Source organism: Sulfurisphaera sp. (assembly GCF_059755235.1).
Genome location: NZ_DBPRYF010000031.1, coordinates 1 through 21,412, shown reverse-complemented (window position 1 = coordinate 21,412; position 21,412 = coordinate 1). Strand labels below are relative to the sequence as shown.

Here is a 21,412-nt window from a genome sequence, read left to right as displayed (position 1 = left end):
TACTTTTTCTTATGATTTAAATAATATGGATAACGGAGAAGAGAAAAAAGAAGAAGACTGGACACTCACAATACTTTTAGCTGAAATTGGACTTTTAATCGGAATAATCCTTGTATTGTTAAAAGTCTTATCAACCTTGGCGCACGGTGGTTAGATGCAAATTGGTATTGCTGCTCATAGCGGGACTGTACCAAGAGAGTTAGAGAGGAAGGCAGAAATATTCGTGGAAAAAGTTGCTGAATGCAAGAAAGACGTAAGGTTTCTTTTAGGTGGTTATTGGGGATTAATGAAGACAGTAGTAGATAAGGCAATACAGTTAAACATCCCAGTTATCCTCTTTATTCCAATTGAAAGAGAAGATGTACCTTTACCTAACGAAGTAATTAAAGTACTTACTGGGTGTGAGTTCAGATGCAGGTCAGTCATGCTTGTTAGGTCTTCAGACGTTTTAGTTAGCCTAGGAGGAGGAGTTGGAACAGAAATTGAGCTGTTCATGGCATATGCCATGGGAAAACCAGTTTATTCTATTGTAAATACTGGGTTGACAACTGATTTACTAAAAATGTCTTTCCCAGAGTACTTTGATGACAGAAAAGTAGTGAAAATCAAGTATTTCGAAGATCCAATAGAAATGAGTAAAGCAGTGTGCGAAGAGAAAATAGAGGGAAAAGTGAAGACTAACTTCTTTGGTTAAAAGTCACAGAAATATGTTTCTACCCCTTTTACATTTACTCTTTCAGCATAAACATATCCACCATTCTCTTCATCATTTGCAGTAGTTATGTATAAAGTCTTTAGGTCAGAGTCTCCAAAGGTAACTGAAGTCACGTGAGAAGCAGGGACTTTTATTTCTTCTAGTATTCTCCCTTCAGTCACTCTTAACACCCTTCCTCCTCCGTATAATGCTACCCATAACATACCTTCACTATCTATTGTCATTCCATCTGGTACTCCAGGGTAGGAAGAGAGGTCTATCAGTGTTTTTCTGTTGCTAATTTCTCCCTTTTCTGCGTCATAATCAAAAACGAAAACCTTCTTTGTTGGGGAATCTATGTAATAGAACTTCTTATTGTCTAAACTCCATGCAAGTCCGTTAGATATTGTAACATTATCTAGGACTTTTCTGAAAGTAAAGTTTTTATCAAGCACAAAGAGTCCACCTATGGGTTCTTTTTCTTTTAAATCCATTGTCCCTACCCAATATCTTCCAACCGGGTCACATTTACCGTCATTAAATCTTGTCCTTAAATCCAAGTCTTTAACCTCATATAACAAGGACACAGAGTCCCCTTCAACAGCATAAAATCCTTTTCCCACTGTAGCTATCAATCCTCCTTTTTTCCTAGGTTGTATCGAACTTACATAAGTGTCAAACTTAACTACGTTATGTTCATTTCCTTTAAGGCTATGTATTTCACCATTTAAAATATCAACAAAATAAAGCGTGTCTTTAACCCATATTGGTCCTTCAAATAATCTTCCTTTAAATTCTGTTACTTTTTTCATGTGTTAATATCTCCTAACTCGTTTATATTTCCTTCTGTATCTTCAAAAACGATTTTACCTTCCTCGGTAATTACAATATAACCGTCTTTCCCTTCACATTTGTAACGAAAAGCTAGCAAAGCCTTAGTTTTGACTTGGTCTACAGAAAAAACTGGAGAAAGTGAATCAGTAAGTTCTAAGGCAAGACAATTAGGTGCTTTTTTGAATATAAGATTAAGAGTTTCGTTAAGCAGTCTATCGTATTCCTCTCCTATTTCTTTCATTCTTTTAATATCTTTAAGGTCCATTAAGAGTATCTTTATCCTCTTTTTCCTTTAAAACTAGCTATATATTTTTGTTAATTTAATAAATTATTAATAAAATAGTTTAGAATATAAATTTTACTCTTTACAGTTTTTACTTACTTTAGATTTCCTTTGATAAGATTTAACATGATTATCATGTTAATTTAAACATATAAGAAATTAAGTTAAATTTGTTATTAGAATGTTTTTCACAAAATTCTTATATATATGATTCATATAATATAAAGTAGATAAAATATGGCATCCGAAAAGCTCGAAAAGTTAATGAAAATAAAGGGGACAGTAACAACTGGTCATTTTACGGCAGATGGAAAACTGGGAGAATACACTGGGGAAATATCAAAGGAAATGGCAGAAATGGTGGCAAAGATGTGTGTAGCAAACACACTAATGGCAGAAACGCAGGCAGACGGTTTTAGTAAATTCAGCGGAATGAAATGGACACCACTTCATGGATGGTCAGTAGCTGCTGGTGACTATGCTGTTTGTGTTATGGGCCACTACGGTGTTTTTGTAAAACTGAGCGAAGCAGACTTTAATGAGATATTTAAAGTGTTAGGAGAAGTAGCTAGATCTTAAGCTATTCTTTTTTATTTAAAATAATTCTCGTTTGTGATTTTACGACTAAAGGAATTTAGTTATTTTTATCGTTTTAGAAACTCCAAACGTTGACTCGAGTTTAAGTAGTAAAAAATATTTTTAATTGTAAACTAGTATCGATAAGACTTAAAAATGATGCTGATGTTATACTAAGAGTGAAACTTAAATATACCATACCATTAGCTATAGCCGTTTGGTGGCTACCAATAATTAGTGGCCTAATAATAGGTTTCGTAACATCTTTCCTTGAGAAAGAATATAAACGTGGTCTTGCAACTATAATTATTTCTTCTGGTCTAGCGTCAGCCCTTTATATATTTCTAGCATTTTACGTACTGAAGGTACCTTTCTTAGGTAATTTACTTCCTACATTTTCAATTATTTTCTCTTCTATAGACATAGTGATAGCTTACCTTGTTTTTAATTTTTCCTTTTACAAATCTGCATACTCTAGTATCTCACTAGAAGGTGTTTATAGTGAGTTTTATGCTTCATCAAGAGAAGAAATAGAAGAAAGGATAAAAGATTTGATAGTCACCTGTGGAGATCCACAGATGACTTTATCGGAAAACAAGATTACGGTGCACAGGGAGTGTTCTGGATATGTTGTCGAATATGAAATGGTTGAAGCAGGGAGAAACAGATATAAAGTTAAGTTGCAAGTAAAGAAGAAAGAAGAATAACCAAGAAAGTTTTAAAAATGAAGAATTCATAAGCACTTTTTAGATGTCTAACTCTTCACCAAGCAATAGTAAGCCTCCATTGAAACAACAGCCACAGCAACCAAAAAGAGAAATTGGTTTGAGGGACTTAGTTTTTCTATCTTTAGGTGGTCAATCACCATTTTTAAGTGTATTAGTATATGGTGCAGTAGCACTTCAAAGTGCAGGTTTCTTTGGGCCTATCGCAATTACCCTTGGTACATTCTTAGTACTTCTTAACGGAATGGTTATTTATAAGCTTTCTACAAAGTTCACTTCTGAAGGAGGTTATTACACTTATGCTTACTACTCATTAACGAAAAGACTTGGTTTTGAAACTGGCTGGGCCTATCTCTTATATTCGTCATTTTATGGAGTAGCATACTCTCTTGGTGGTGCTTACGTATTAAGTGCAGTGTTACCAATAAGTCCATTGTACTCTCTGGTAGCAATCCTTGGAATATCCTCACTTTTGGCTTTACTTGGAAAAAGTCCCTCATTTAAGTATGCAATTATTGCTGCAACGATAGAAATAGTCATGCTAGGCTCTATTGCACTCTCTTTTCTCTCTACAACACATTTCACTTTTTATAATCCATTCTCTCATATTCCCCCATTAGACACTTTAGGATATGCTATATTGTTTGGTTCTAGCATTCCGACTGGTTATGGCTCAATAGCACCCTTATCTGGAGAAGTAAAAGATCCTAAGAAAACTGTTCCAAGGGCTATAATTACTGTTATTCTTTTAGGAGGACTTCTGGCAGTATTAGACATATATGCTATAGGAGATCATGTTCTTTTCTATCATTTAGATATCCAAAACTTGAATATCCTTTCTTTGATTATTAATAGGTTTGGCTTAGTTACACTAGTCTTTGTTTTATTCGCAGCTTCCAATGACGCTATTCTTGCAACACTAACATTTATTTTTTCAACCTCAAGGACGGTTTTTGCTATGGCATCTCATGGATTTTTCCCAAGTTCTCTAGCCAAGTTGAAGGGCAATGAACCATTTAACGCTAATGTAGCTACAATAATTGCATTCTGGGTAATTGCACTAAGCTCTGTAGCAGTTTTTGGTTTTAATGTAGGAGACGCTTTTGAATACGTAGCCTTAATCTCACTTTTTGCAAGTGCTTATGTTCACTTAGCTGCTGACTTTTCGTTAGCAAAGATATCTTTAAAGAGACTAAGAAGAAGAAGGTCTCAATTAGCCTTAGCCTTAGGTGCTGTAGTCTTCACTATTATTACAATAATAACGTCTGCCTTAACTTCTCCAGCGTTCGCGGTAGACACATTCCTTTTATGGCTTATTGCAGGGTTCTTAGTAGCCGAAATAATAGATATGAGTAAAGAAAAAGAAGAAGAGGAAGAATAGTTCATTTACTTTTTATTCGTGAGTCTCTCACATCTTTATTTTAAGACCCGTCAATTTTATCATCAGAGAAATTTATATATTATCTTATGAAAGTACCAAGAGTTAGAACTTACGTACCGGGTTTAGATGAAATACTTTACGGAGGTATTCCGGAAAGAAACGTAGTATTAATATCTGGAGGTCCAGGGACTGGAAAGTCGATAATAGGAAAGCAATTTTTATACAACGGGTTGACTCACGGCGACCCAGGTGTTTTTGTAGCACTTGAGGAACATCCAGTTTCAGTTTTAAGGAGCTTTAAACATTTTGGTTGGGACGTTACTAAATACGAAAAAGAAGGGACTTTTGCTATAGTTGACGCATTTACGGCTGGTATTGGCTCAACTGCCCAAAAGGAAAAATACCTAGTAAAAGATATTGATAACATTGGAGAGCTTAGTAGTGTATTGAGGGAAGCAATAAAGGGCACCAAAGCTAAAAGAGTTGTTATTGACTCAGTCAGTACCCTTTATTTAACTAAACCAGCAATGGCAAGATCAATTGTAATGCAATTAAAAAGGATTATAGCAGGTTTAGGTTGTACCGCAATTTTCGTTAGCCAAGTATCTGCTGGTGAAAAAGGATTTGGAGGACCAGGAGTTGAACATGCAGTTGACGGAATAGTGAGATTAGATCTTGATGAGTTTGAAGGACAACTTTACAGATCAGTTATTGTATGGAAAATGAGAGATAGTAAAATTTCAATGGTAAGGCATCCTATGGATATAACCGATGAAGGAGTTATAATTTACTGGGATAAATACTTAAGGATTACTCCAACAAAGGCTGAAATTAAGCCACTTTCAGAAAACGAAATAAATGAAATGAAGAAAGCAGTCCAAGAAGCAGAAGAAGTTAAGGTTGAAGTCAAAGAAGAAGAGGAGGAAGAATGACTACCAAAAGTATCTCACCTTTCTTTCGCTTTTTATTCCTTCCTTAAAAGCTGTATAAGAGATAGCAAAGCCTATACCCACAGCTATAGCTATTATTGCAATTACATCTAAGATAGAGAAATCACTAGAATCAATTGCTCTTCTAACTGATTTCCAAGCTGATAAAAACCCTGATATATATGTATATGCATCCCATATCGTTGCAAAAGCATTCCATATCGTAATTAACCCTGAAGTCCAGCTTCTTCCCTTTACTGTTGCAATAAATGAAAACGTGGTAGCTATTACTCCCCACATTACAATGGCTAAGCCAAAGAAAAGAAAACTAAAACCGAGGAGAAATGAGACGTCAGCAAAAGATAGATAACCCAAGTAAGCGAAAATTATTGTGACTATTATTGTAAATACATAAGCCATTGGCAAAAATCCACCTAAAGTATAAACTACTCCACCTAATCCTTTTCTATAGGCGTAAATTTTTCCAGCATTATAGCTGTTCCAAATTGAAAATATTACATCAATGATTATGAATATTATAGCAAGTATAAGTCCTAACATAAGCAAATGTGAGATGCCTGTATTAAAAAACTTATCGTAAGTATTTAATACGTTTAATACTTTTTCAATTGTCTACGTAATTTCTCTTCTTTGTTAGTTGTTGTCAGTAAAAGGTCTTTTTTATTTAGTATAACTCTGTATAATGCTTATAATTTATAATTATTTATTTAAGCTGTTGAAACAAGATTTTTAAATTATAAACTTTGTTTCTAATTTATGAATTGGAAAATAAACTATCTTGGCTCAATGCTCTCATGGGTTATGGATTCATATGATTTGGGTGCAGTGGTAATTACAGCAACAATCTTAAGCAACCTCTTCTACCCAACGCTTGGGTTGTTAGGAGCTATCCTTCCAGTTGTTTTCACTGTAGCATTTAGACCTCTGGGTTCGTTAATTTTTGGAGCTATTGCAGACTGGAGAGGAAGAAGGGTTTCTCTCCTTGTGACTGTTCTAGGTTATTCTTTAGCTATTGGATTAACTGCATTTTTACCCACTTATCAACAAGCAGGGATATTAGCTCCCGTTGCTCTTTCATTGCTTAGAATTTTTCAAGGGATCTTTATTGGTGGTGATGTCTCAGCAAGTTTTACATTAGCCATGGAAAGCGTTTACTCTAGAAGGGGACTTTTCTCTGGACTTTTACAGTCGGGTACACTGATTGGTTTTGTTATTGTTGATTCTCTATTTACCTACTTTTCTCACTTACCTAACCACTTTATAGTAACTACTGGATGGAGATATATCTTTCTAATTGGAATTATCCCAGCGTTGCTGGCTATACTTATAAGATATAAGGTAACTGAACCAGAAATCTATCTAAAGGCAGAAAAGAAACCTATAATAACTGGGCTTAAACCACTTTATCAGACTATAATTGTTATGATAGGTTTCTGGTTAATGATTTATGCTGGCCCGCAATTTGTACCGACTTTCTTAGGCAAGGTTCTTGGCTTAACGCCTCAAGTGTACGGCTTCCTAGCACTTATTATGAACCTTATCGGTATACCAGCAATGATAATATCTGGATTCCTTTCGGATTACATAGGCAGGAAGACAATTGGTATTATAGGCTCTATATTAGCAATACTCGCTGGGTCTATGTTGTATTTGTTTTCTACCACTTCAAATATTGAGTATATAATTTTGGCCTTTGGTTTCTTAATGAATTTACCATCTGCTATAACCCCCGCTTATTTAGCAGAAAGATTTAAGACATTTAGCAGAGCTACTGGTGTAGGTTTTTCATATAATGGTGCATTTATTATAGCAGGACTCGCACAACTTTATATTGCATTATTAAGTGACTACATGGCTCCTCATATAGCTGCTCTAACAGTACTTACTATAGGGGCAATCATCGCGATAATAGGTTTAGCTATAGGTCCGGAAACACTAAGGATTAATGAGTTAAAAGTTGAACACTAAGAAATTGAAGAGCAATTTATTTTATTATTCCACCTTCTCCTTTTTTATTTCAATATGAAATATACTAAACCGATTTTGGCTATTCATGGTGGGGCAGGGGAATGGAATAGAAGAGATTATGAAAGAGGATTAAAGGAAATAAAAAACGCTTTAGACAGAGGATATGAGGAGTTTAAAAAAGGTAGTGCAATTGAGGCTGTAGTTGAGGTAATAGCATACATGGAAGACTCTGGTGCATTTGATGCTGGAATAGGCAGTGTAAAAAACTCAGAAGGAGAAATAGAAATGGACGCTGGAATAATGCACGGAAACACTTGGAGAGCTGGTGCTGTTGCTTCTGTCAGAGTGAAAAACCCCATTAGAGAAGCTTTAAAAGTTATGCTTGACGGTAGGCATGTTTTGCTTGTAGGTAATCGTGGAGAAAAATCTTTGTTAAACTATCTAAGTAACAGTGAAGGTGGGGACACTGTAGGTGCAGTAGCTCTTGATAATCAAGGTAATCTAGTCGCTGGAACTAGTACTGGTGGAATTTCAAATAAATTACCCGGTAGAGTTGGAGACTCTCCAATCCCCGGTGCAGGGTACTATGCAACTCCGAGGGTTGCAGTGTCTTCAACTGGAATAGGAGAGATAATAATGAGGGTTTTGCCAGCAAAAGAGGTTGACATACTAGTTTCAATGGGATTTAACATTGAAGATGCAATAAGGTCAGCAGTTGATAAGATTAGTGAGATGTTTGGGAATGGTAACGTGGGTCTTATAGGAGTTGATTTTAAAGGCAACGTCTCAGCTCATTACAATACTGTAGGAATGGCTAGAGGAGTAAAAGACAGAAATGGAATAAAGGCTTTTGTTTTTGAAGGGGAAATCTAAGTTAGAAATAAGAAACAGTTTATTTCACTTTTTGTTAGGATATTCTGGTATAAAGGGTGTTCCTTCAAACTCAACCTCATCTCCATTTATTTTAGCTTTTATTAGTTTACAGTCTGTAGGGCAAGGAGTATTAGAGTTTGGAGCTTTTACTAATTCTCCAGATACTAAATTAAATTCTGCGTCATGAAATGGACACTTTATTATATCATCATGTATTTCATAGCCTTGAGCTAGAATGGGTCTTCTCTTATGCGGACATCCCGCTAACCAAGCGTATTCTTTTCCATCTTTTTCATATATCATAATTGGATAGTCCTTTAAGCGAATAACCTTCATCCTATTCTACTCAAACTAAATAAACATAATAAAAGCTTTATTATTGATTAAAGTCCAAATCTTTAAGGTAAAAAATAAAAAAGATAGGATAGGTTAACCTGAATAATGTTGTCGTAAAAGTTGTAATTTATATGCCTTGCTTTTTCGCATAATAGGGCTAGAAGCAAAGTACTAATAGTATAAAAGAAAATGATCTCAAGGTAAATGCATTTAAAATTATTAAAAGTTATACTGTATAACTCCTCGAGGTAAAGATGAATGTTTTGGAGAGGGATCGCAATAGTTTATGCCTCAAAGGAGGAAATTGCAAAAAGGCTAGAGGAAAAACTCAAACCTCTTTATCCGGTTTCACTTTTTCGTTACTCAGAAGCGGATTTCGAAAAAATATGGAAGTGTTATGATGCGATTATCTTTACAATGGCATTAAGTGGCGCAGTAAGAACTGCTTGTAAATATGCTAAGAGCAAAGACGTAGACCCTGCGGTTTTAGTTGTTGATGATAAAGGAAAATATGTGATACCTATACTGGGCGCACATTGGGGAGCCAATGAGCTAGTAACACTGATTTCGAAACTTCTTAATGCTGAGGCTATAATTACTACAGCAAGTGAGAACTTTGGGGTTACAAGCGTAGAAGAATTAGCAAGATTACTTTTCTGCAGGATAGAAAACATAAAGGCGATCGTAAAAGTGAATTCTGCTATCCTTAAAGGGGAAAAAGTATGTGTTAAAGGCATTGATAAGCTACCAGATAACGTGGTAGGGTATACGATCAGTGATGATTGTGAATACAAAGTGATCATAACGGACTCTTTACCCCCCGTCTTAGACGAAAACACTGTTTACCTTAAACCTTATAATTTCTCTTTGGGAATAGGGAGTAAGTTAGAGACAAACGAAAAGACAATTAAGGAAGCAATAGAAGAGACCCTAAGCAGAATGAACATACCTTTAAGTAGAGTAAAAGTAATTGCATCAATAAGGGAAAAAGTACAATATGTTGCCGATGAGCTAGGAGTTCCTTTTAGGTTAGTGAGCAGAGAAGAGATTAACTCTTTCGAAGACGAATGCCTTACTCCTCAATCACAGAAATTAAAAGAGATAGGCTTGAAGGGAGTAGCCGAGATTTCAGCGCTAATAGCAGGAGGTAAGAATTCGCGTTTACTTTTAAGAAAAATGGTTTATAATGGCGAAGTGACCATAGCTATAGCAGGGTTCTAACATGCTTTACGTCGTTAGTGTTGGTCCAGGAGATCCAGAGTTGATAACTGTAAAAGGCGTTGAAACAATAAAAAAGTGTCAAGTTGTAGCAGGTTGGGGAAGTGTCATAGACAGATTTTCTTTTCTCTTAGAAGGCAAAAAGGTGATTAGGATGACATATAAGGAGGAAAGCAAACAGTTAGAGGAGATATTTAATTACGCAACTAACATGGAAGTGGCATTTTTAGACCACGGTGACGTTGCAGTTTCTGATTATCAGCTTTTAGAAAAGATAAGGAAGGGGTGTGAGAAATACAACATACCTCTTAAGACTATTCCCGGTGTTTCCTCTGTTATCAAGGCTCTACACGTTGTAAGGAAAGACTTATCACAAGTAATATTCATAACTTTTCACGTTAGAGGAGAAATTAACTATGACGATATAAAGAAGTTTCTAGCCACTGGAAGAGGTTTATTGATTAATCCAGAACCTTACCCGGACGGGGTAAAGAGGATCGCTCTAAAGTTGAAAGAGATTGGTTGTAATAATGTTGTGCTAACAGTTATGGAAAAGCTCACATATCCAGATGAAGCTGTTCATCACTACACAGTGAATGATATAATAAATAAAGACTTGAAATTTAGCGATTTATCAATAGTTTATATCCCTTCTTGTTCTTTTTCTTAACAAAGTTTTTATATTTGGATAAGCTATCCACTTATGTGGTCGATACAGCAGTTATAATAATAACGCATGGTTCTAGAAGACATACCTTCGTAGAAGATATGGTTAATCTTGCCAAGTACTTGGAGGAAAAACTGAATCTCCCAGTATATTTATCTCATAATGAATACACTGAGCCTAACTGGAGGAGTCTAGTTACCGATTTGCCTTCTAAAGGAATAAACAAGTTCATTTTTGCTTTAGCTTTTCTAGGAAGAGGAAATCATGTTGCAAGAGACATAATGGGTAGTTTTAATGTTTCGGAATTCTATAAATGGCAGAGAACGACTTACGAGGGAAAAGAAATTCAAGTATACTTTACAAAACCTCTGGCAGACTCAAGTTTGGTTAAACTTGCGCTTTTATATCGTATTGCCTCAGCATTAGAAAGAGAGACATATAACTACGTTGAAGATCCTGAAGAGATAGAAGAAAGAACAATGACTTTCTTGCTTGAAAAGGTTAGGGAGAAGTTTCCTTCATTGGACGAGAGGAAAAGGAGGGTAATAGCTAGGGGAGTATATGCGGCTGGCAACCTAGAACTAGCTGACAGTTTTTACATTTCACAGGATGCAATAGATGTTGGCATTGAGTCCTTAAAGATTGGAATACCTGTTTTAACTGATGTTAAAATGGTTTCTGCTGGTATAAGATGGAATAAAGTAGAGAACTATTTAGATAAATCAGAAGAGTTAGCTAAAAAACTTGGAATAACAAGGACAGCTGCCGGTATAAGGATGGGTTTGAGCTCTCCTAAGATAGTTGTTATAGGAAATTCTCCTACAGCCTTAGCTGAGGTAGTTAAGATGGTGAGAGAAGGGGTTGAGGTTCCACTTGTTGTAGCTTCTCCTCCAGGTTTCACAAATGCGATAGAAGCAAAGGAGGAACTTGTAAAATCTAATATACCTTCAATAGTGTTGAGGGGTACTTATGGTGGAAGTAGTATTGCAGTTTCGATCGTAAACGAATTAATTAGAATGGTGAAAGAAGATGGGAGGTAAAATCTATATTATAGGTATAGGTCCAGGGGACAAAGGTAACAGGACATTAAGGATGATAGATGCGATAAAAGAAAGTGATGTCATTGTTGCATATGAGACCTATGCTGAACTTGTAAAGGACTTAACGGAAGGAAAGGAAGTTATTACTGCAAAAATGAAAGAAGAACTATATAGGGCAAGGACTGCGATAAAGAAAGCTTTGGAAGGTCATACAGTTGCTTTAATCTCTAGTGGAGATCCACAAGTATATGCAATGGCTAGCCCTACTTTGGAAATGATATGTGCAAATAATGTTAATGTTAATGTTGAGATAATCCCTGGAGTTACTGCTTCGTTAGCGTCTGCAGCCAAGCTTGGTTCACCATTATCAATGGACTTTGTAGTTATCAGTTTGAGTGATTTGCTTGTACCGGCAGAGGAAATTCTCTTCAAAGTTAAAAAAGCAGTAGAAGGAGACTTTGTGATTGCTCTTTATAACCCCATCAATAAACCTTTGCTTTTAAAGGCAATGGATATTATAAGCCAGCAGAGGAAAGGAGAAACCCCAGTTGGAATAGTTAAAGGTGCCTATAGAGATAATGAAGAGGTCATAGTGACTACCTTAAGAGATTGGCAGAACTACTTAAATAAGATAAACATGGTGACTACGCTGATTGTTGGTAATTCAAAGTCTTTCATCTGTAATGGTAAAATGATAACACCTAGAGGCTATACCTCGAGGTATGACTATGTCAATGCTTACAACTCTTAAAAGGTTTGGAATAACTACTGGTGCTTCAGTAGCTGCTTCAGCTAAAGCCTCTGTAATTTTCCTTCTGCGAAATGAAAAACCTAAGAGTGTTACAATACCCACACCCGTAGGGTTGAGATTAGAAATATTTGTGGACAGTTATGAAAACAGAGAGGGAGGAGAGTATTGTGCAACAGTAAGCAAGTTTTCTGGAGACAATCCAGACGTACTAGATGGTCTTAAAATTATAAGCTGTAGTAGTAGATGTGATTCCGGGATAGTTGTTGAGGGTGGTAAAGGTATTGGAGTTGTTACAAAACCTGGTTTGAAATTAGAAATTGGAAGTAAGGCAATAAGTCCTATAGCTAAACAGATGATAATTGACGCTGTAAAAGAGGTTGTTGATAGTGGTGTTAGGATCAGAGTTGATGTCCCAGAAGGTGAAAAAATTTCTGAGAAAACAATGAACAAAGACGTAGGAGTAGTAGGTGGCATATCTATTTTAGGCACTACTGGAATAGAGTACCCAGTTAGTGACGACGAATACTTGGAACATATAAAGACTGAAATATGTGTTGTCAAAACTTTAGGCAATCAGAAGATTGTGTTAGCTCCAGGCAATACTAGCTTTGAATATGCGAGAAAAATGTTCGGTGACTCCGTAGTTAAAATAGGTGATAGAGTCGGTGACTCCGTAAAGTTAGCTCTTGAGCAAGGCTTCTCTCACGTAATTGTTGTAAGTTTACCCGGGAAGATAACTAAAGTAGCAGCAGGGTTACTTAATACTCATAGCAAATATGGTGATGCTAGGGTTGAAACCATTACTCATGCTTCGGTTGTAGCTAGGTTATCTTATGATAAAATTGAAAAAATTGCCAACTCAGTTACTGTAGCAGAAGCTTTAACTTATTTGGCAGACGAAGAGAAAAAGAAAGTGTTTTCAGTTATTGCAAAAAGAGTAGTTAGTAGGTTAAGGAGGTTAGCAGACGAAGAGAAAAAGATAGGAGTAGTTATTATTTCAGATCAAGGTGAAATTCTGGCTAAGGAGGGAGATTTATGAGAATACCAGGAATTCCAGATGAAGAATTTACTAGGGCGGAGAAGATACCTATGACAAAAGAGGAAATCAGAGTTTTAGCATTGTCAAAAGCTAGACTTTTTGAGGGCGCAAAGTTTATTGATGTAGGTAGTGGAAGCGGAAGCGTTACAGTTGAGGCAGGACTATTTGTTGGTGAAAAAGGAAAAGTTTGGGCAATTGAAAAGGAAAAAGAAGCAGTTGAACTTACAAGGAAAAACGTAGAAAAGTTTGGGTTAAGAAATGTTGTTATCATAGAAGGAGAAGCTCCAGAGGCTTTAGATCATGTTAACGAGGTGGTAGATTCAATATTTATTGGAGGTACTGAGAGGCTTGAAGAAACAATTTTTACTGCAGATAAAAAGTTAAAGAAAGGCGGGAAAATAGTTATAGACGCAATACTCTTAGAGACTATATCAAAAGCTATTACGTCACTTAACAGTTTAAACTATAAGACAGATGTTGTTGAGGTAATAGTTGCTAAAGGGATGAAAACAAGTAAAGGATATGCTATGTTATCACGAAACCCAATATTCATAGTTTATGGTGAGAAACCTTGACAAAGGAATTGTATGTTGTTGGACTTGGTCCCGGAGATCCAGAGTTAATAACTATAAAAGGAGTAAATGCTATTTCAAATGCTGATGTGATCTTTGTCCCATATTCTACTGGGACTAATAGGAGCTTATCACTTAATATAGTGAAAAAGTACGCTAAGAAAGATGCTAAACTAGTAACATTAGGTTTCCCTATGGCTAAGAAGGTTGAAGAAAGTGCCTTAAAGAGTATAGGTGATAAGATTTGCAAGGAGGCAGGTGATTTTTCAGTCTTTGTAACCTTAGGAGACCCAACTTTATATGGCACATTCTTTAGAACTCATAAATTTGTAAGTAATTGCTTTACAAAGATAGAGTTAATCCCTGGTGTTAGCTCTATAACTTCTTGTGCCTCAAGGATGAAATTGCCTCTTGCGTTGGGTGACGAAAGTATTCTCATTATTCCTTCTAGTCGTTTATCTTTACTTGAGGAGGTTAAAGATAAAGTAGAGACCATTGTGGTAATGAAAGCAAATGAGAACCTAGATAAAATATCCGAAATGCTTAATTCCTCTTACACTTTGTATTACGCTAGGAGATGTTATTTGGATGGAGAGAAAATTATCCCATGGGATGGTTCTTTTAATAAGGACTATTTTTCAATGTTAATTGGGGTGAGAAAGGTTGAAAGGTAAGGTTGTATTTATTGGTTCAGGTCCCGGAGACCCAGAGTTAATAACTGTAAAAGCGAAGAACTACTTGGAGGAAGCTGACGTAATTCTTTATGCAGGCTCTTTAGTTAACCCGGAGTTGCTAAAGTGGGCTAGGAGAGATGTTGAAATAGTAAATACTGCTGAGTTGACTACTGAACAGTTAACAGAGATTATGATAAAAAGGGCTAAAGAAGGTAAGCTGGTAGTTAGGCTCAAGTCTGGAGATTTTTCGATCTATGGTGCATTAATGGAAGAATTGTGGGCTCTGCAAGATGCAGGGGTTAACTATGAACTTGTTCCAGGGATTACAGCTGCAATAGCAGCTGCCTCAGTTTTAGGGATTGAATTAACATTGCCTAGAGTTTCTCAAACAGTGATAATCACAAGGGCATCAGCTTCAGTACCTATGGAGGGGTCAATAAAGGACTTCGCACCTCTACTGAATAAAGGAGCTTCTATGGTGATTTATACCGGGATTGCAGTTATTGACAAAGTTGTAGAGGAGTTAAAGGAAGGAGGAGTTTCCGACGATACTCCCGTTGCTGTAGTTTACAAGGCTACGTGGTGGGACGAACAAAAGATAATATTTGGTGAAGTGAAAGACATTACAGAAAAAGTTAAGAAAGAAAAGATAACTAGGGATGCAGTAATAGTTGTTGGTAAAATCGTTAGACCAGAGAAATACAAGGGATTAGTTAGGTCTGCAGCTTATGACCCTTCTCACTATTCTGGTTTTAGGGTTGCTGATAATGTGGATAAGCTAAAGTATTTCGAGCTGAGATATTCGGTTGACAAGATTTTCGGTGAAGAGTATCTCAGGGAATTAATGAAGGCATACAAGGAGGCTAACTTGGAGGAAAAGAAGATTATTCAAGAGAAAATAAAGAAAGTCCTAGAGGAAGCTAAGATTAATCCAAAACTGAAAGAAGAAGCTACCAAATTGGTTTCTTCTCACTAAAATACCAAGCAGTAACAACGAGAAGAAGCAATCCAGCAATTCCTAAACTTACTGAGAGTTCACCCTTTGTTTTAAATCCTAGGTAGATCATTCCTACACCTAGGAGTTCTAGGAGAAGGAAAGGTATTAATATATCCTTTTTCATATTCTTAAACAAGAAACTCATCATATTTATATTTCTTCCCGAGTGGTAATGTATTTAATTGAGAGCAGTGTGAGGATAGTAAGGACTCTTGTCCTCGTTAAAGTACCTTTTAGTGTTTGGCTTTTGATAGACCTACAACCTTATATTGCAAATTATTGATATTTTCAGTAGATTAAAGTTTTGGAAAAAGATTTAATTATATTATGATTTCATCACCTCATATGGAAATAGTAGAATGTAAATTTAACTTTGAAGAATGTGAAAGAAAGGTAAAAGATCAAATAAATAAATTAAATGCGACTGTGTTTTTTGAGGTAGACCATAAAAAGAACGCTGAAGAGGTAGGTCTCCAACTAGACAAGTGTAAGGTAATCTATTTCGGTAATCCTAAAGTTGGCACGTTATTAATGCAAAAGAAAATTGAAGTTTCTTATGATCTTCCTTTGAGAGTTGCTATTTGGGAGAAGAGAGGAGAAGTTTATGTAGAGTATAAGATGCCGAGTGAGATTGCAAAGGGGTATAACATTCAAACGGATATCGTAAAAAAGATGGACGAATTCATGTCATCAGTTATAGAAGAGCTAGAAGACTAATCACAATAGCAACAGCTCCTAATACAAAGTCCACGACATAAATATTTCTCCTTTTAGCAAATCTAAGCAATAGACCAATTGTAATTAAACCAGTAATAAGTGCTGCTATTATAGCCGCAATAATTCCTTCTGTACCTGCTAAAGAAACTACATAATGAATGTTTTCTTTGCTAAACAGTATTGTTGTTCCTACGGCACCCAGAGCGGCTGGAATATAAGCTAGGTAAGAATATCTAAACGCGTCTTCCGGTTTCACTCCTAAGAACAGCATCGTTGAGACTGTCATTCCAGATCTACTTACTCCGGGTAAAGCGGCTAATCCTTGAGCAAACCCCACCAACAAGTAGTCCTTTATTTTTAACTCCTTGAACTCCCTAGTTTTTATCCTTGAAAACCTAATATAGACACCGTCAATAATCAATGCAAACCCAAGTATTAGCATCGGTATACCCGGATTGTATGCGTTTGCAAGTAACTTATCTGAAATTATGTAAAGGGGTACTCCTACTATACCAGTTATTAAAGTAACTATAACTAGGTAAATTAAAAGCCTTTTATCTCTGAACACGTTAATTATATCTTTTCTAAAATATATCAGTGCTGATCCTATCGATCCTATCTCCATGAAAAGCCCAAATGTATACGCTATTGCTACGTCTAACCCTAAAAGGAAGTGAGAGGAAATTAGAACTTGTGTTTTGCTACTTACTGGTAGCCATTCTGATATGCGTTTCCCTACCCATGATACTTTTCGTTATTTTTCAACACATTCAATTTCATGGGTAGGGTTAGCCCTAGGTGTGGTATCATCAGCTTCAACCACACCGCATGGGGCTCAGTCGAGCCCAATGCCATGGGGCTCCCATTTGAGTTCAAATACCTTAAACCAATGTTTATTGCCCCTATGACGTCTCTGTCTAGTCCATTCTCAGCTATTCTCAATCTAAACTTCAATACTTTAACTCTCTTTCTCCCCCTCCACGCATAGCGCATCATCAGGGGAGTGAAACTCTCTAGTTTTTTCCCAGTAAATGGATCTGTGGTCGAGGTATATACTTCATTTATGCTTGTTATATATACTGGTTTGTTTTCCAATACATTAAACAATTTACTAACGCTCCATTGGTGAATTCTATGCCTCAATTTATCATTATACGTCCTTTCCTCAATCTTCCTCTTTCCTTTAAACACTTCTCCAACTACAATCACAGCGTCGTTCTTGATGGCTATTTTCTCTAGGATACTGACTGTTTGATAGATCGTGTCTTCTTTCCTCTCTTTTTCTCTCAACTTCTTCAAAGCTTTTTTGACTTCTCTGTCCTTTGTTGATTTACCTTGAGTTATTCTCTTTCTCCTTTCTGAGTAAGAGACAACTAGATTTCCTAAACCAGTTTCAATTCTATAAGCCTCAGTAATTTTCCCATCTTTAAAAAGCACAGCAGTAACGTTGTTTTCATTAATATCAACAGCTAGAACGTTTTTGCTCCCTTTGACTTCTACCTCCTTTTTGAAAGTTAAATAACAGAAAATCCTACCGTCAATTAGCTTAATCTTTAGCTCTTCAGCTAATTCCCACCCATGATATAAGTACCTATGCAAAAGCTTTGTGTCTCTATATTTTAACTCCAACCATTCATCCTTGATTGCATCACTTTTAATCCATATACCCCCATTTTTCAGTTCCCAGTCTTGCGAATCGGAAAACGTGATTGTGACTTTTTTGACTTCTGGTCTATCAATTTTTGCTTTCCCTTTTCTTTTTAACTTTTTAAATGATTTAACCCTTCTAAGAACATCTCTGTAAGAACCTTTTATAACACGCGTTGATAACCATGGAAACTCTTTGCGATATTTTTTGTAAAAAGTGTCGTTAAGAGTTTTCTGAGTAGCATCATATTTTAGTGCAAAACCAATCATCTCCATTAACATCTTCTTATATGCAGATTCAATCTCACAGAGAATTCTTCTCCCGAATTGATTAGTATAACACTCAATTGCAACTGTCCTTTTAATTGTCTTTGATTGTGTTTTCAACATGATTAGCTCTTTTTATATTTGGGACTCTCTTCACCGAAAATATTATCCCCTTTGATGAATATTTTGAGCTCTGATTCGGGGATTTACATCTGTTAATAACTCTAATTTTTCCTTGCTTAATCCATTTAACCATAGCATCAAGAACAACACACATCAACTTTGCAAAATTATTGAGTTTGTAGAGTTTTTTATTATTCACCAAGTATTTAATAGTGTTTGAAAGTATTTGATTTTAACGCTAAAACAGACACAGCCTTGAATAATTCCTATAATAATCAACTTGATTAAATCCACCATTTTTATCACCATGATGAGGAGAGGAGAACTAACTCTAATACTGAACCATACACTACCAAATTATCTAATGGTACTGAGAGCAAAAGAAGAGGAGAAACCACTATAGGTTTTAATCTTATTCCTTCCAAGTACAAAAATAAAGGTAGAAGGGGTAATGCAGCATATTGTGGGGAAATAAAAATACTGAGTATTGAAAGCAAGGCTGAACTCAATATTATGAATAATCGCATACTTTTAAGTAAATGAAGGAGAATTTAAGACTAATGTAAGTAGATTAAATAGAACTAAATAGTGTATATAGTCCTATTTAGTTTATATTGTACTCAATTATTTTTTCACCTCTTACTAGAAAATATTTTATATTGTTCTTGTAAAAATTGTAAAAGTACCTTAGGTTCTCTTCTTTATCATCGTAGACTTCAATTTCCCCTTCAAAAAGCTCAATAATCTTAGCTTTCCATTCCTCATCTCTCATCTTCATCTCTTCATCATTTCTGCAGATAATTCCACTAACAATAATACCGTGAGAGAGGAGAGAAAAATCAACATATGGTCTAACAGAACAGTGCCTAGCTGTCAGTACAAAAACAATATTTCCCTCACTTACCATGTCTTTAACGTAGTTTATCATCGCGTAGTTTGGTTTAGCTAAATGACTATACTTTGTATAAGCCAACGAGTAAATAGCACTTTTCCCTTCTTTCTTAATCTTTCTTACTTCTTCTCCGTCAACATCTAATCCCCACAGTTCCTTTGCTGAGGCTTTTACACATTCGTTTGTGTCAAAAAGCGTGTTGTCATAATCGACTAGAAGTATTTTCATGATAAAAAAATTGAGTTAAAAAATATAAAATCAATGCGCTTGTATTGATTCTTCAAGGCTTTTTAAATTCTCCTTATATACATTATAGAAGTCTTTCATTGAAGCCATCAAGTTCCATCTATCTTTTTCATCTAACAAACTTTCTAGTGTAGGTCCAATAGAGCTACCTATAACTGTCGGTACACTCACATGAATTATTTCATCTTCGAATTGTCTTGGTATAGTTATTGACATAACCTTATTCTCATTTAGTGCATAAGCCCTTATTATTTCTGAAATTATTTTACCAGGTCCCCATGTAGTACCTCCCATAACTCTTATTATTTCTCCGGGGATCTTCTTCACGTAATCCTCTACTTCCGCCTTTGTCACTCCGAGGCTCTCTGAAAACGGTTTTCCATTCACTGTTACTGTACTCCATAACACTACAGCATCTTCTCCATGTTCTCCTCCAACGAAGCCATTCACTTTGTACACTGGTATCTTTAACTTTTTGGAAATGTAGGCCATTAATCTCATTGTCTCTACTTGGTCTCCAGTGCTTATTACATACTCTTTGGAGTACTTTGCAAACACAGAGGCCATCATATCTACCGGGTTACTTACCATTATGTACAAAGCCCCAGGGTTTTTCTTTGGTAATTTGTTAGCAAAATCAATCATAATTTTTGCATTGTCTACAAAGAGATCTCTTCTGCTCATCCCAGCTTTTCTTGGTTTACCAGCAGTTATCACTACAATATCTGCTCCTGCAATGTCATCGAGGTTGTTAGTTGACAAAATCTCGACAGCAAGTCTCTTAGACGCTAACGCATGTCTAACCTCATGTTCAAATTTCTCTGGTAATTCTGGAATAATATCATAAAACATGACTTCATCAGCGTACCCATCTATAATTGTGTTAAATGCTATTGTCTGACCAATCTTTCCAACTGCTATAAATGCTATTTTTGTCATATTCATCATGATTAAAATTCTCTCTTATGTTATTTAAATTTATCTCAAAAAGTTTATATTGCTAGTTTCAATCATTACTTATATGGAGCTCATTAATAAAATATCCGAGTACGTGGTATCTTCTGATGATTTTTCTGATAAGCTCTTACATGAAGCTAAAAGAAGAGTGCTGGATAGCATTGCGGTTGGACTATCTTCTCTAGATTCACCTCCAGCAAAAATAGTAAGGGAAATGAGTAATTTATTCCCCGGTAATTCACTTATGTTAGGTGGAGGAGATGCAACACCAGATTTTGCATCCTTTTATAATACCTTACTGATCCGTTACTTAGATTTTAATGATATATATTTAAGTAAGGAGCCCCTCCATCCAAGTGATTTAATTGGTGGATTGCTTGCAGTTGGTAGTATGTTTGATGTCTCTGGAGAAGATTTGCTAAAGAGTATTGTTGTTGGTTATGAAATAGGGGTTAGGCTGTGTGATAGTACGAGTTTAAGGAAGAAAGGATATGATCACGTAAACTTTCTCCAGCTAGGCTCTGCCTCAGCTCTGTCTAAACTCTTAAACTTGGATTATGAAAAAACAAAGAATGCTTTATCACTCACTTTAGTTCCTCACATAGCGTTAAGGGAATCAAGATCTGGTAAACTGTCTATGTGGAAAGCAGGTGCAACAGCAGAAGCAGTTAGGAATTCAGTTTTTGCTACATTATTAGCCAAGAACGGTTTTACCGGACCAGATAAACCGTTTTCTGGCGTATTTGGATTTATAAATGTAATAGCAAAAGACATGGATCTAACTCCTTTTGAAAACGTAAAAAGTGAATCAATACTAAGAACTTTTATTAAGAAATACCCAGTGGAATATCATGCAGAAGCTACTGTAGAAGCTGGAATTAATTTACAGTATGAGGGTGAAATAAAGAAAGTAGTGGTTGAAACTTATGAGGCAGGAAAGACTATTTTAGCTGATACTGACGATAAGTGGAATCCTACAAACAAG

General features: G+C 35.8%; 28 protein-coding genes and 1 pseudogene. 18 read left to right on the top strand and 11 right to left on the bottom strand.

The genetic code is table 11. The annotated features are described in order from the left end of the window. Positions 1-25: 25 nt before the first annotated feature. Together AC3OCB_RS04665 and AC3OCB_RS04660 are read left to right on the top strand one after the other, a co-directional pair. Positions 26-154 (top strand): hypothetical protein, encoded by a 129-nt coding sequence (locus tag AC3OCB_RS04665; protein ID WP_498341078.1) that lies wholly within the window; start codon positions 26-28, stop codon positions 152-154. After that, a complete protein-coding gene (locus AC3OCB_RS04660) occupies positions 155-694 on the top strand; it encodes an SLOG cluster 4 domain-containing protein (RefSeq protein WP_498341077.1) in 540 nt (179 codons plus the stop codon). On the opposite strand, the gene AC3OCB_RS04655 is transcribed toward AC3OCB_RS04660, so the two are convergent. Further along, positions 691-1,506, bottom strand: coding sequence for an SMP-30/gluconolactonase/LRE family protein (locus AC3OCB_RS04655; RefSeq protein ID WP_498341076.1), 816 nt, complete (start codon positions 1,504-1,506; stop codon positions 691-693). The two genes, AC3OCB_RS04660 and AC3OCB_RS04655, sit on opposite strands and share 4 nt — an antisense overlap. Beyond that, positions 1,503-1,769, bottom strand: coding sequence for a hypothetical protein (locus AC3OCB_RS04650; protein ID WP_498341074.1), 267 nt, complete (start codon positions 1,767-1,769; stop codon positions 1,503-1,505). The genes AC3OCB_RS04655 and AC3OCB_RS04650 overlap by 4 nt, the downstream gene beginning before the upstream one ends. Positions 1,770-2,048: 279 nt before the next feature. On the opposite strand from AC3OCB_RS04650, the gene AC3OCB_RS04645 reads away from it, so the two are divergent. The 4 genes from AC3OCB_RS04645 (at position 2,049) to AC3OCB_RS04630 (ending at position 5,425) form a co-directional block, all read left to right on the top strand. After that, positions 2,049-2,390, top strand: coding sequence for a DUF2173 family protein (locus AC3OCB_RS04645; protein ID WP_498341073.1), 342 nt, complete (start codon positions 2,049-2,051; stop codon positions 2,388-2,390). 176 nt (positions 2,391-2,566) lie between these two features. Further along, positions 2,567-3,094 carry a hypothetical protein gene (locus AC3OCB_RS04640; RefSeq protein WP_498341072.1) on the top strand — a complete coding sequence of 176 codons (528 nt, stop codon included), beginning with the start codon at positions 2,567-2,569 and terminating at the stop codon, positions 3,092-3,094. A 43-nt stretch (positions 3,095-3,137) separates the two neighbouring features. Then, on the top strand, positions 3,138-4,493 hold the full coding sequence (locus AC3OCB_RS04635) for an APC family permease (protein WP_498341071.1): 1,356 nt from the start codon (positions 3,138-3,140) through the stop codon (positions 4,491-4,493). 86 nt (positions 4,494-4,579) lie between these two features. Next, positions 4,580-5,425: a KaiC domain-containing protein gene (locus tag AC3OCB_RS04630; protein ID WP_498341070.1), complete on the top strand. Its 846-nt coding sequence runs from the start codon at positions 4,580-4,582 to the stop codon at positions 5,423-5,425. Here AC3OCB_RS04630 and AC3OCB_RS04625 read toward each other — a convergent pair whose 3' ends face one another. Then, entirely contained in the window at positions 5,426-5,983 is a 558-nt protein-coding gene (locus AC3OCB_RS04625; protein WP_498341069.1) for a hypothetical protein, read from the bottom strand. 216 nt (positions 5,984-6,199) lie between these two features. Between AC3OCB_RS04625 and AC3OCB_RS04620 the strand changes: the two genes are divergently transcribed. After that, positions 6,200-7,411 carry an MFS transporter gene (locus tag AC3OCB_RS04620; protein ID WP_498341067.1) on the top strand — a complete coding sequence of 404 codons (1,212 nt, stop codon included), beginning with the start codon at positions 6,200-6,202 and terminating at the stop codon, positions 7,409-7,411. A gap of 54 nt (positions 7,412-7,465) precedes the next feature. Beyond that, positions 7,466-8,284 (top strand): isoaspartyl peptidase/L-asparaginase, encoded by an 819-nt coding sequence (locus AC3OCB_RS04615; protein WP_498341066.1) that lies wholly within the window; start codon positions 7,466-7,468, stop codon positions 8,282-8,284. A gap of 24 nt (positions 8,285-8,308) precedes the next feature. On the opposite strand, the gene AC3OCB_RS04610 is transcribed toward AC3OCB_RS04615, so the two are convergent. Continuing rightward, positions 8,309-8,620, bottom strand: a complete 312-nt coding sequence (locus AC3OCB_RS04610; protein ID WP_498341064.1) for a Rieske (2Fe-2S) protein — start codon at positions 8,618-8,620, stop codon at positions 8,309-8,311. Positions 8,621-8,878: 258 nt separating this feature from the next. Between AC3OCB_RS04610 and cbiG the strand changes: the two genes are divergently transcribed. The 8 genes and pseudogenes from cbiG to cobM all read left to right on the top strand — a co-directional run. After that, positions 8,879-9,841, top strand: a complete 963-nt coding sequence (gene cbiG / locus AC3OCB_RS04605) for a cobalt-precorrin 5A hydrolase (RefSeq protein ID WP_498341063.1) — start codon at positions 8,879-8,881, stop codon at positions 9,839-9,841. Position 9,842: 1 nt separating this feature from the next. After that, complete coding sequence (locus AC3OCB_RS04600) at positions 9,843-10,508, top strand: cobalt-precorrin-7 (C(5))-methyltransferase (RefSeq protein ID WP_498341062.1); 666 nt, start codon at positions 9,843-9,845, stop codon at positions 10,506-10,508. Between the two features lie 35 nt (positions 10,509-10,543). After that, positions 10,544-11,545 carry a precorrin-8X methylmutase gene (locus AC3OCB_RS04595; RefSeq protein WP_498341061.1) on the top strand — a complete coding sequence of 334 codons (1,002 nt, stop codon included), beginning with the start codon at positions 10,544-10,546 and terminating at the stop codon, positions 11,543-11,545. Continuing rightward, positions 11,535-12,296: a precorrin-3B C(17)-methyltransferase gene (locus tag AC3OCB_RS04590; RefSeq protein ID WP_498341059.1), complete on the top strand. Its 762-nt coding sequence runs from the start codon at positions 11,535-11,537 to the stop codon at positions 12,294-12,296. The genes AC3OCB_RS04595 and AC3OCB_RS04590 overlap by 11 nt, the downstream gene beginning before the upstream one ends. Further along, positions 12,280-13,335, top strand: coding sequence for a cobalt-precorrin-5B (C(1))-methyltransferase CbiD (cbiD, locus tag AC3OCB_RS04585; RefSeq protein ID WP_498341176.1), 1,056 nt, complete (start codon positions 12,280-12,282; stop codon positions 13,333-13,335). The genes AC3OCB_RS04590 and cbiD overlap by 17 nt, the downstream gene beginning before the upstream one ends. Beyond that, positions 13,332-13,910 carry a precorrin-6Y C5,15-methyltransferase (decarboxylating) subunit CbiT gene (gene cbiT / locus AC3OCB_RS04580; protein ID WP_498341058.1) on the top strand — a complete coding sequence of 193 codons (579 nt, stop codon included), beginning with the start codon at positions 13,332-13,334 and terminating at the stop codon, positions 13,908-13,910. The genes cbiD and cbiT overlap by 4 nt, the downstream gene beginning before the upstream one ends. After that, on the top strand, positions 13,907-14,581 hold the full coding sequence (locus AC3OCB_RS04575; protein WP_498341057.1) for a cobalt-factor II C(20)-methyltransferase: 675 nt from the start codon (positions 13,907-13,909) through the stop codon (positions 14,579-14,581). The genes cbiT and AC3OCB_RS04575 overlap by 4 nt, the downstream gene beginning before the upstream one ends. Further along, a pseudogene (gene cobM, locus AC3OCB_RS04570) lies at positions 14,571-15,338 on the top strand (precorrin-4 C(11)-methyltransferase); the annotation flags it as partial. The gene AC3OCB_RS04575 and the pseudogene cobM, both read left to right, overlap by 11 nt. 193 nt (positions 15,339-15,531) lie before the next feature. On the opposite strand, the gene AC3OCB_RS04565 reads toward cobM, so the two are convergent. Further along, positions 15,532-15,702: a hypothetical protein gene (locus tag AC3OCB_RS04565; protein WP_498341056.1), complete on the bottom strand. Its 171-nt coding sequence runs from the start codon at positions 15,700-15,702 to the stop codon at positions 15,532-15,534. 221 nt (positions 15,703-15,923) lie between these two features. Here AC3OCB_RS04565 and AC3OCB_RS04560 point away from each other — a divergent pair, with 221 nt between their 5' ends. Beyond that, positions 15,924-16,295 (top strand): DUF302 domain-containing protein, encoded by a 372-nt coding sequence (locus AC3OCB_RS04560; RefSeq protein ID WP_498341055.1) that lies wholly within the window; start codon positions 15,924-15,926, stop codon positions 16,293-16,295. On the opposite strand, the gene AC3OCB_RS04555 is transcribed toward AC3OCB_RS04560, so the two are convergent. From AC3OCB_RS04555 to AC3OCB_RS04530, 6 genes are all read right to left on the bottom strand, one after another. After that, positions 16,273-17,022: an undecaprenyl-diphosphate phosphatase gene (locus AC3OCB_RS04555; protein ID WP_498341175.1), complete on the bottom strand. Its 750-nt coding sequence runs from the start codon at positions 17,020-17,022 to the stop codon at positions 16,273-16,275. The genes AC3OCB_RS04560 and AC3OCB_RS04555 overlap by 23 nt on opposite strands. Before the next feature lie 8 nt (positions 17,023-17,030). Then, positions 17,031-18,329: an IS200/IS605 family accessory protein TnpB-related protein gene (locus AC3OCB_RS04550; protein ID WP_498341053.1), complete on the bottom strand. Its 1,299-nt coding sequence runs from the start codon at positions 18,327-18,329 to the stop codon at positions 17,031-17,033. After that, positions 18,304-18,531, bottom strand: a complete 228-nt coding sequence (locus tag AC3OCB_RS04545) for a hypothetical protein (RefSeq protein WP_498341052.1) — start codon at positions 18,529-18,531, stop codon at positions 18,304-18,306. The genes AC3OCB_RS04550 and AC3OCB_RS04545 overlap by 26 nt, the downstream gene beginning before the upstream one ends. Positions 18,532-18,634: 103 nt before the next feature. Beyond that, positions 18,635-18,859 (bottom strand): hypothetical protein, encoded by a 225-nt coding sequence (locus AC3OCB_RS04540; protein WP_498341051.1) that lies wholly within the window; start codon positions 18,857-18,859, stop codon positions 18,635-18,637. Between the two features lie 77 nt (positions 18,860-18,936). Next, complete coding sequence (locus AC3OCB_RS04535) at positions 18,937-19,452, bottom strand: hypothetical protein (protein WP_498341049.1); 516 nt, start codon at positions 19,450-19,452, stop codon at positions 18,937-18,939. 30 nt (positions 19,453-19,482) lie between these two features. After that, positions 19,483-20,409 carry a lactate/malate dehydrogenase family protein gene (locus tag AC3OCB_RS04530; RefSeq protein WP_498341174.1) on the bottom strand — a complete coding sequence of 309 codons (927 nt, stop codon included), beginning with the start codon at positions 20,407-20,409 and terminating at the stop codon, positions 19,483-19,485. 82 nt (positions 20,410-20,491) lie between these two features. On the opposite strand from AC3OCB_RS04530, the gene AC3OCB_RS04525 reads away from it, so the two are divergent. Continuing rightward, positions 20,492-21,412: MmgE/PrpD family protein (locus AC3OCB_RS04525; RefSeq protein ID WP_498341047.1), on the top strand; the 921-nt coding region annotated here is incomplete at its 3' end.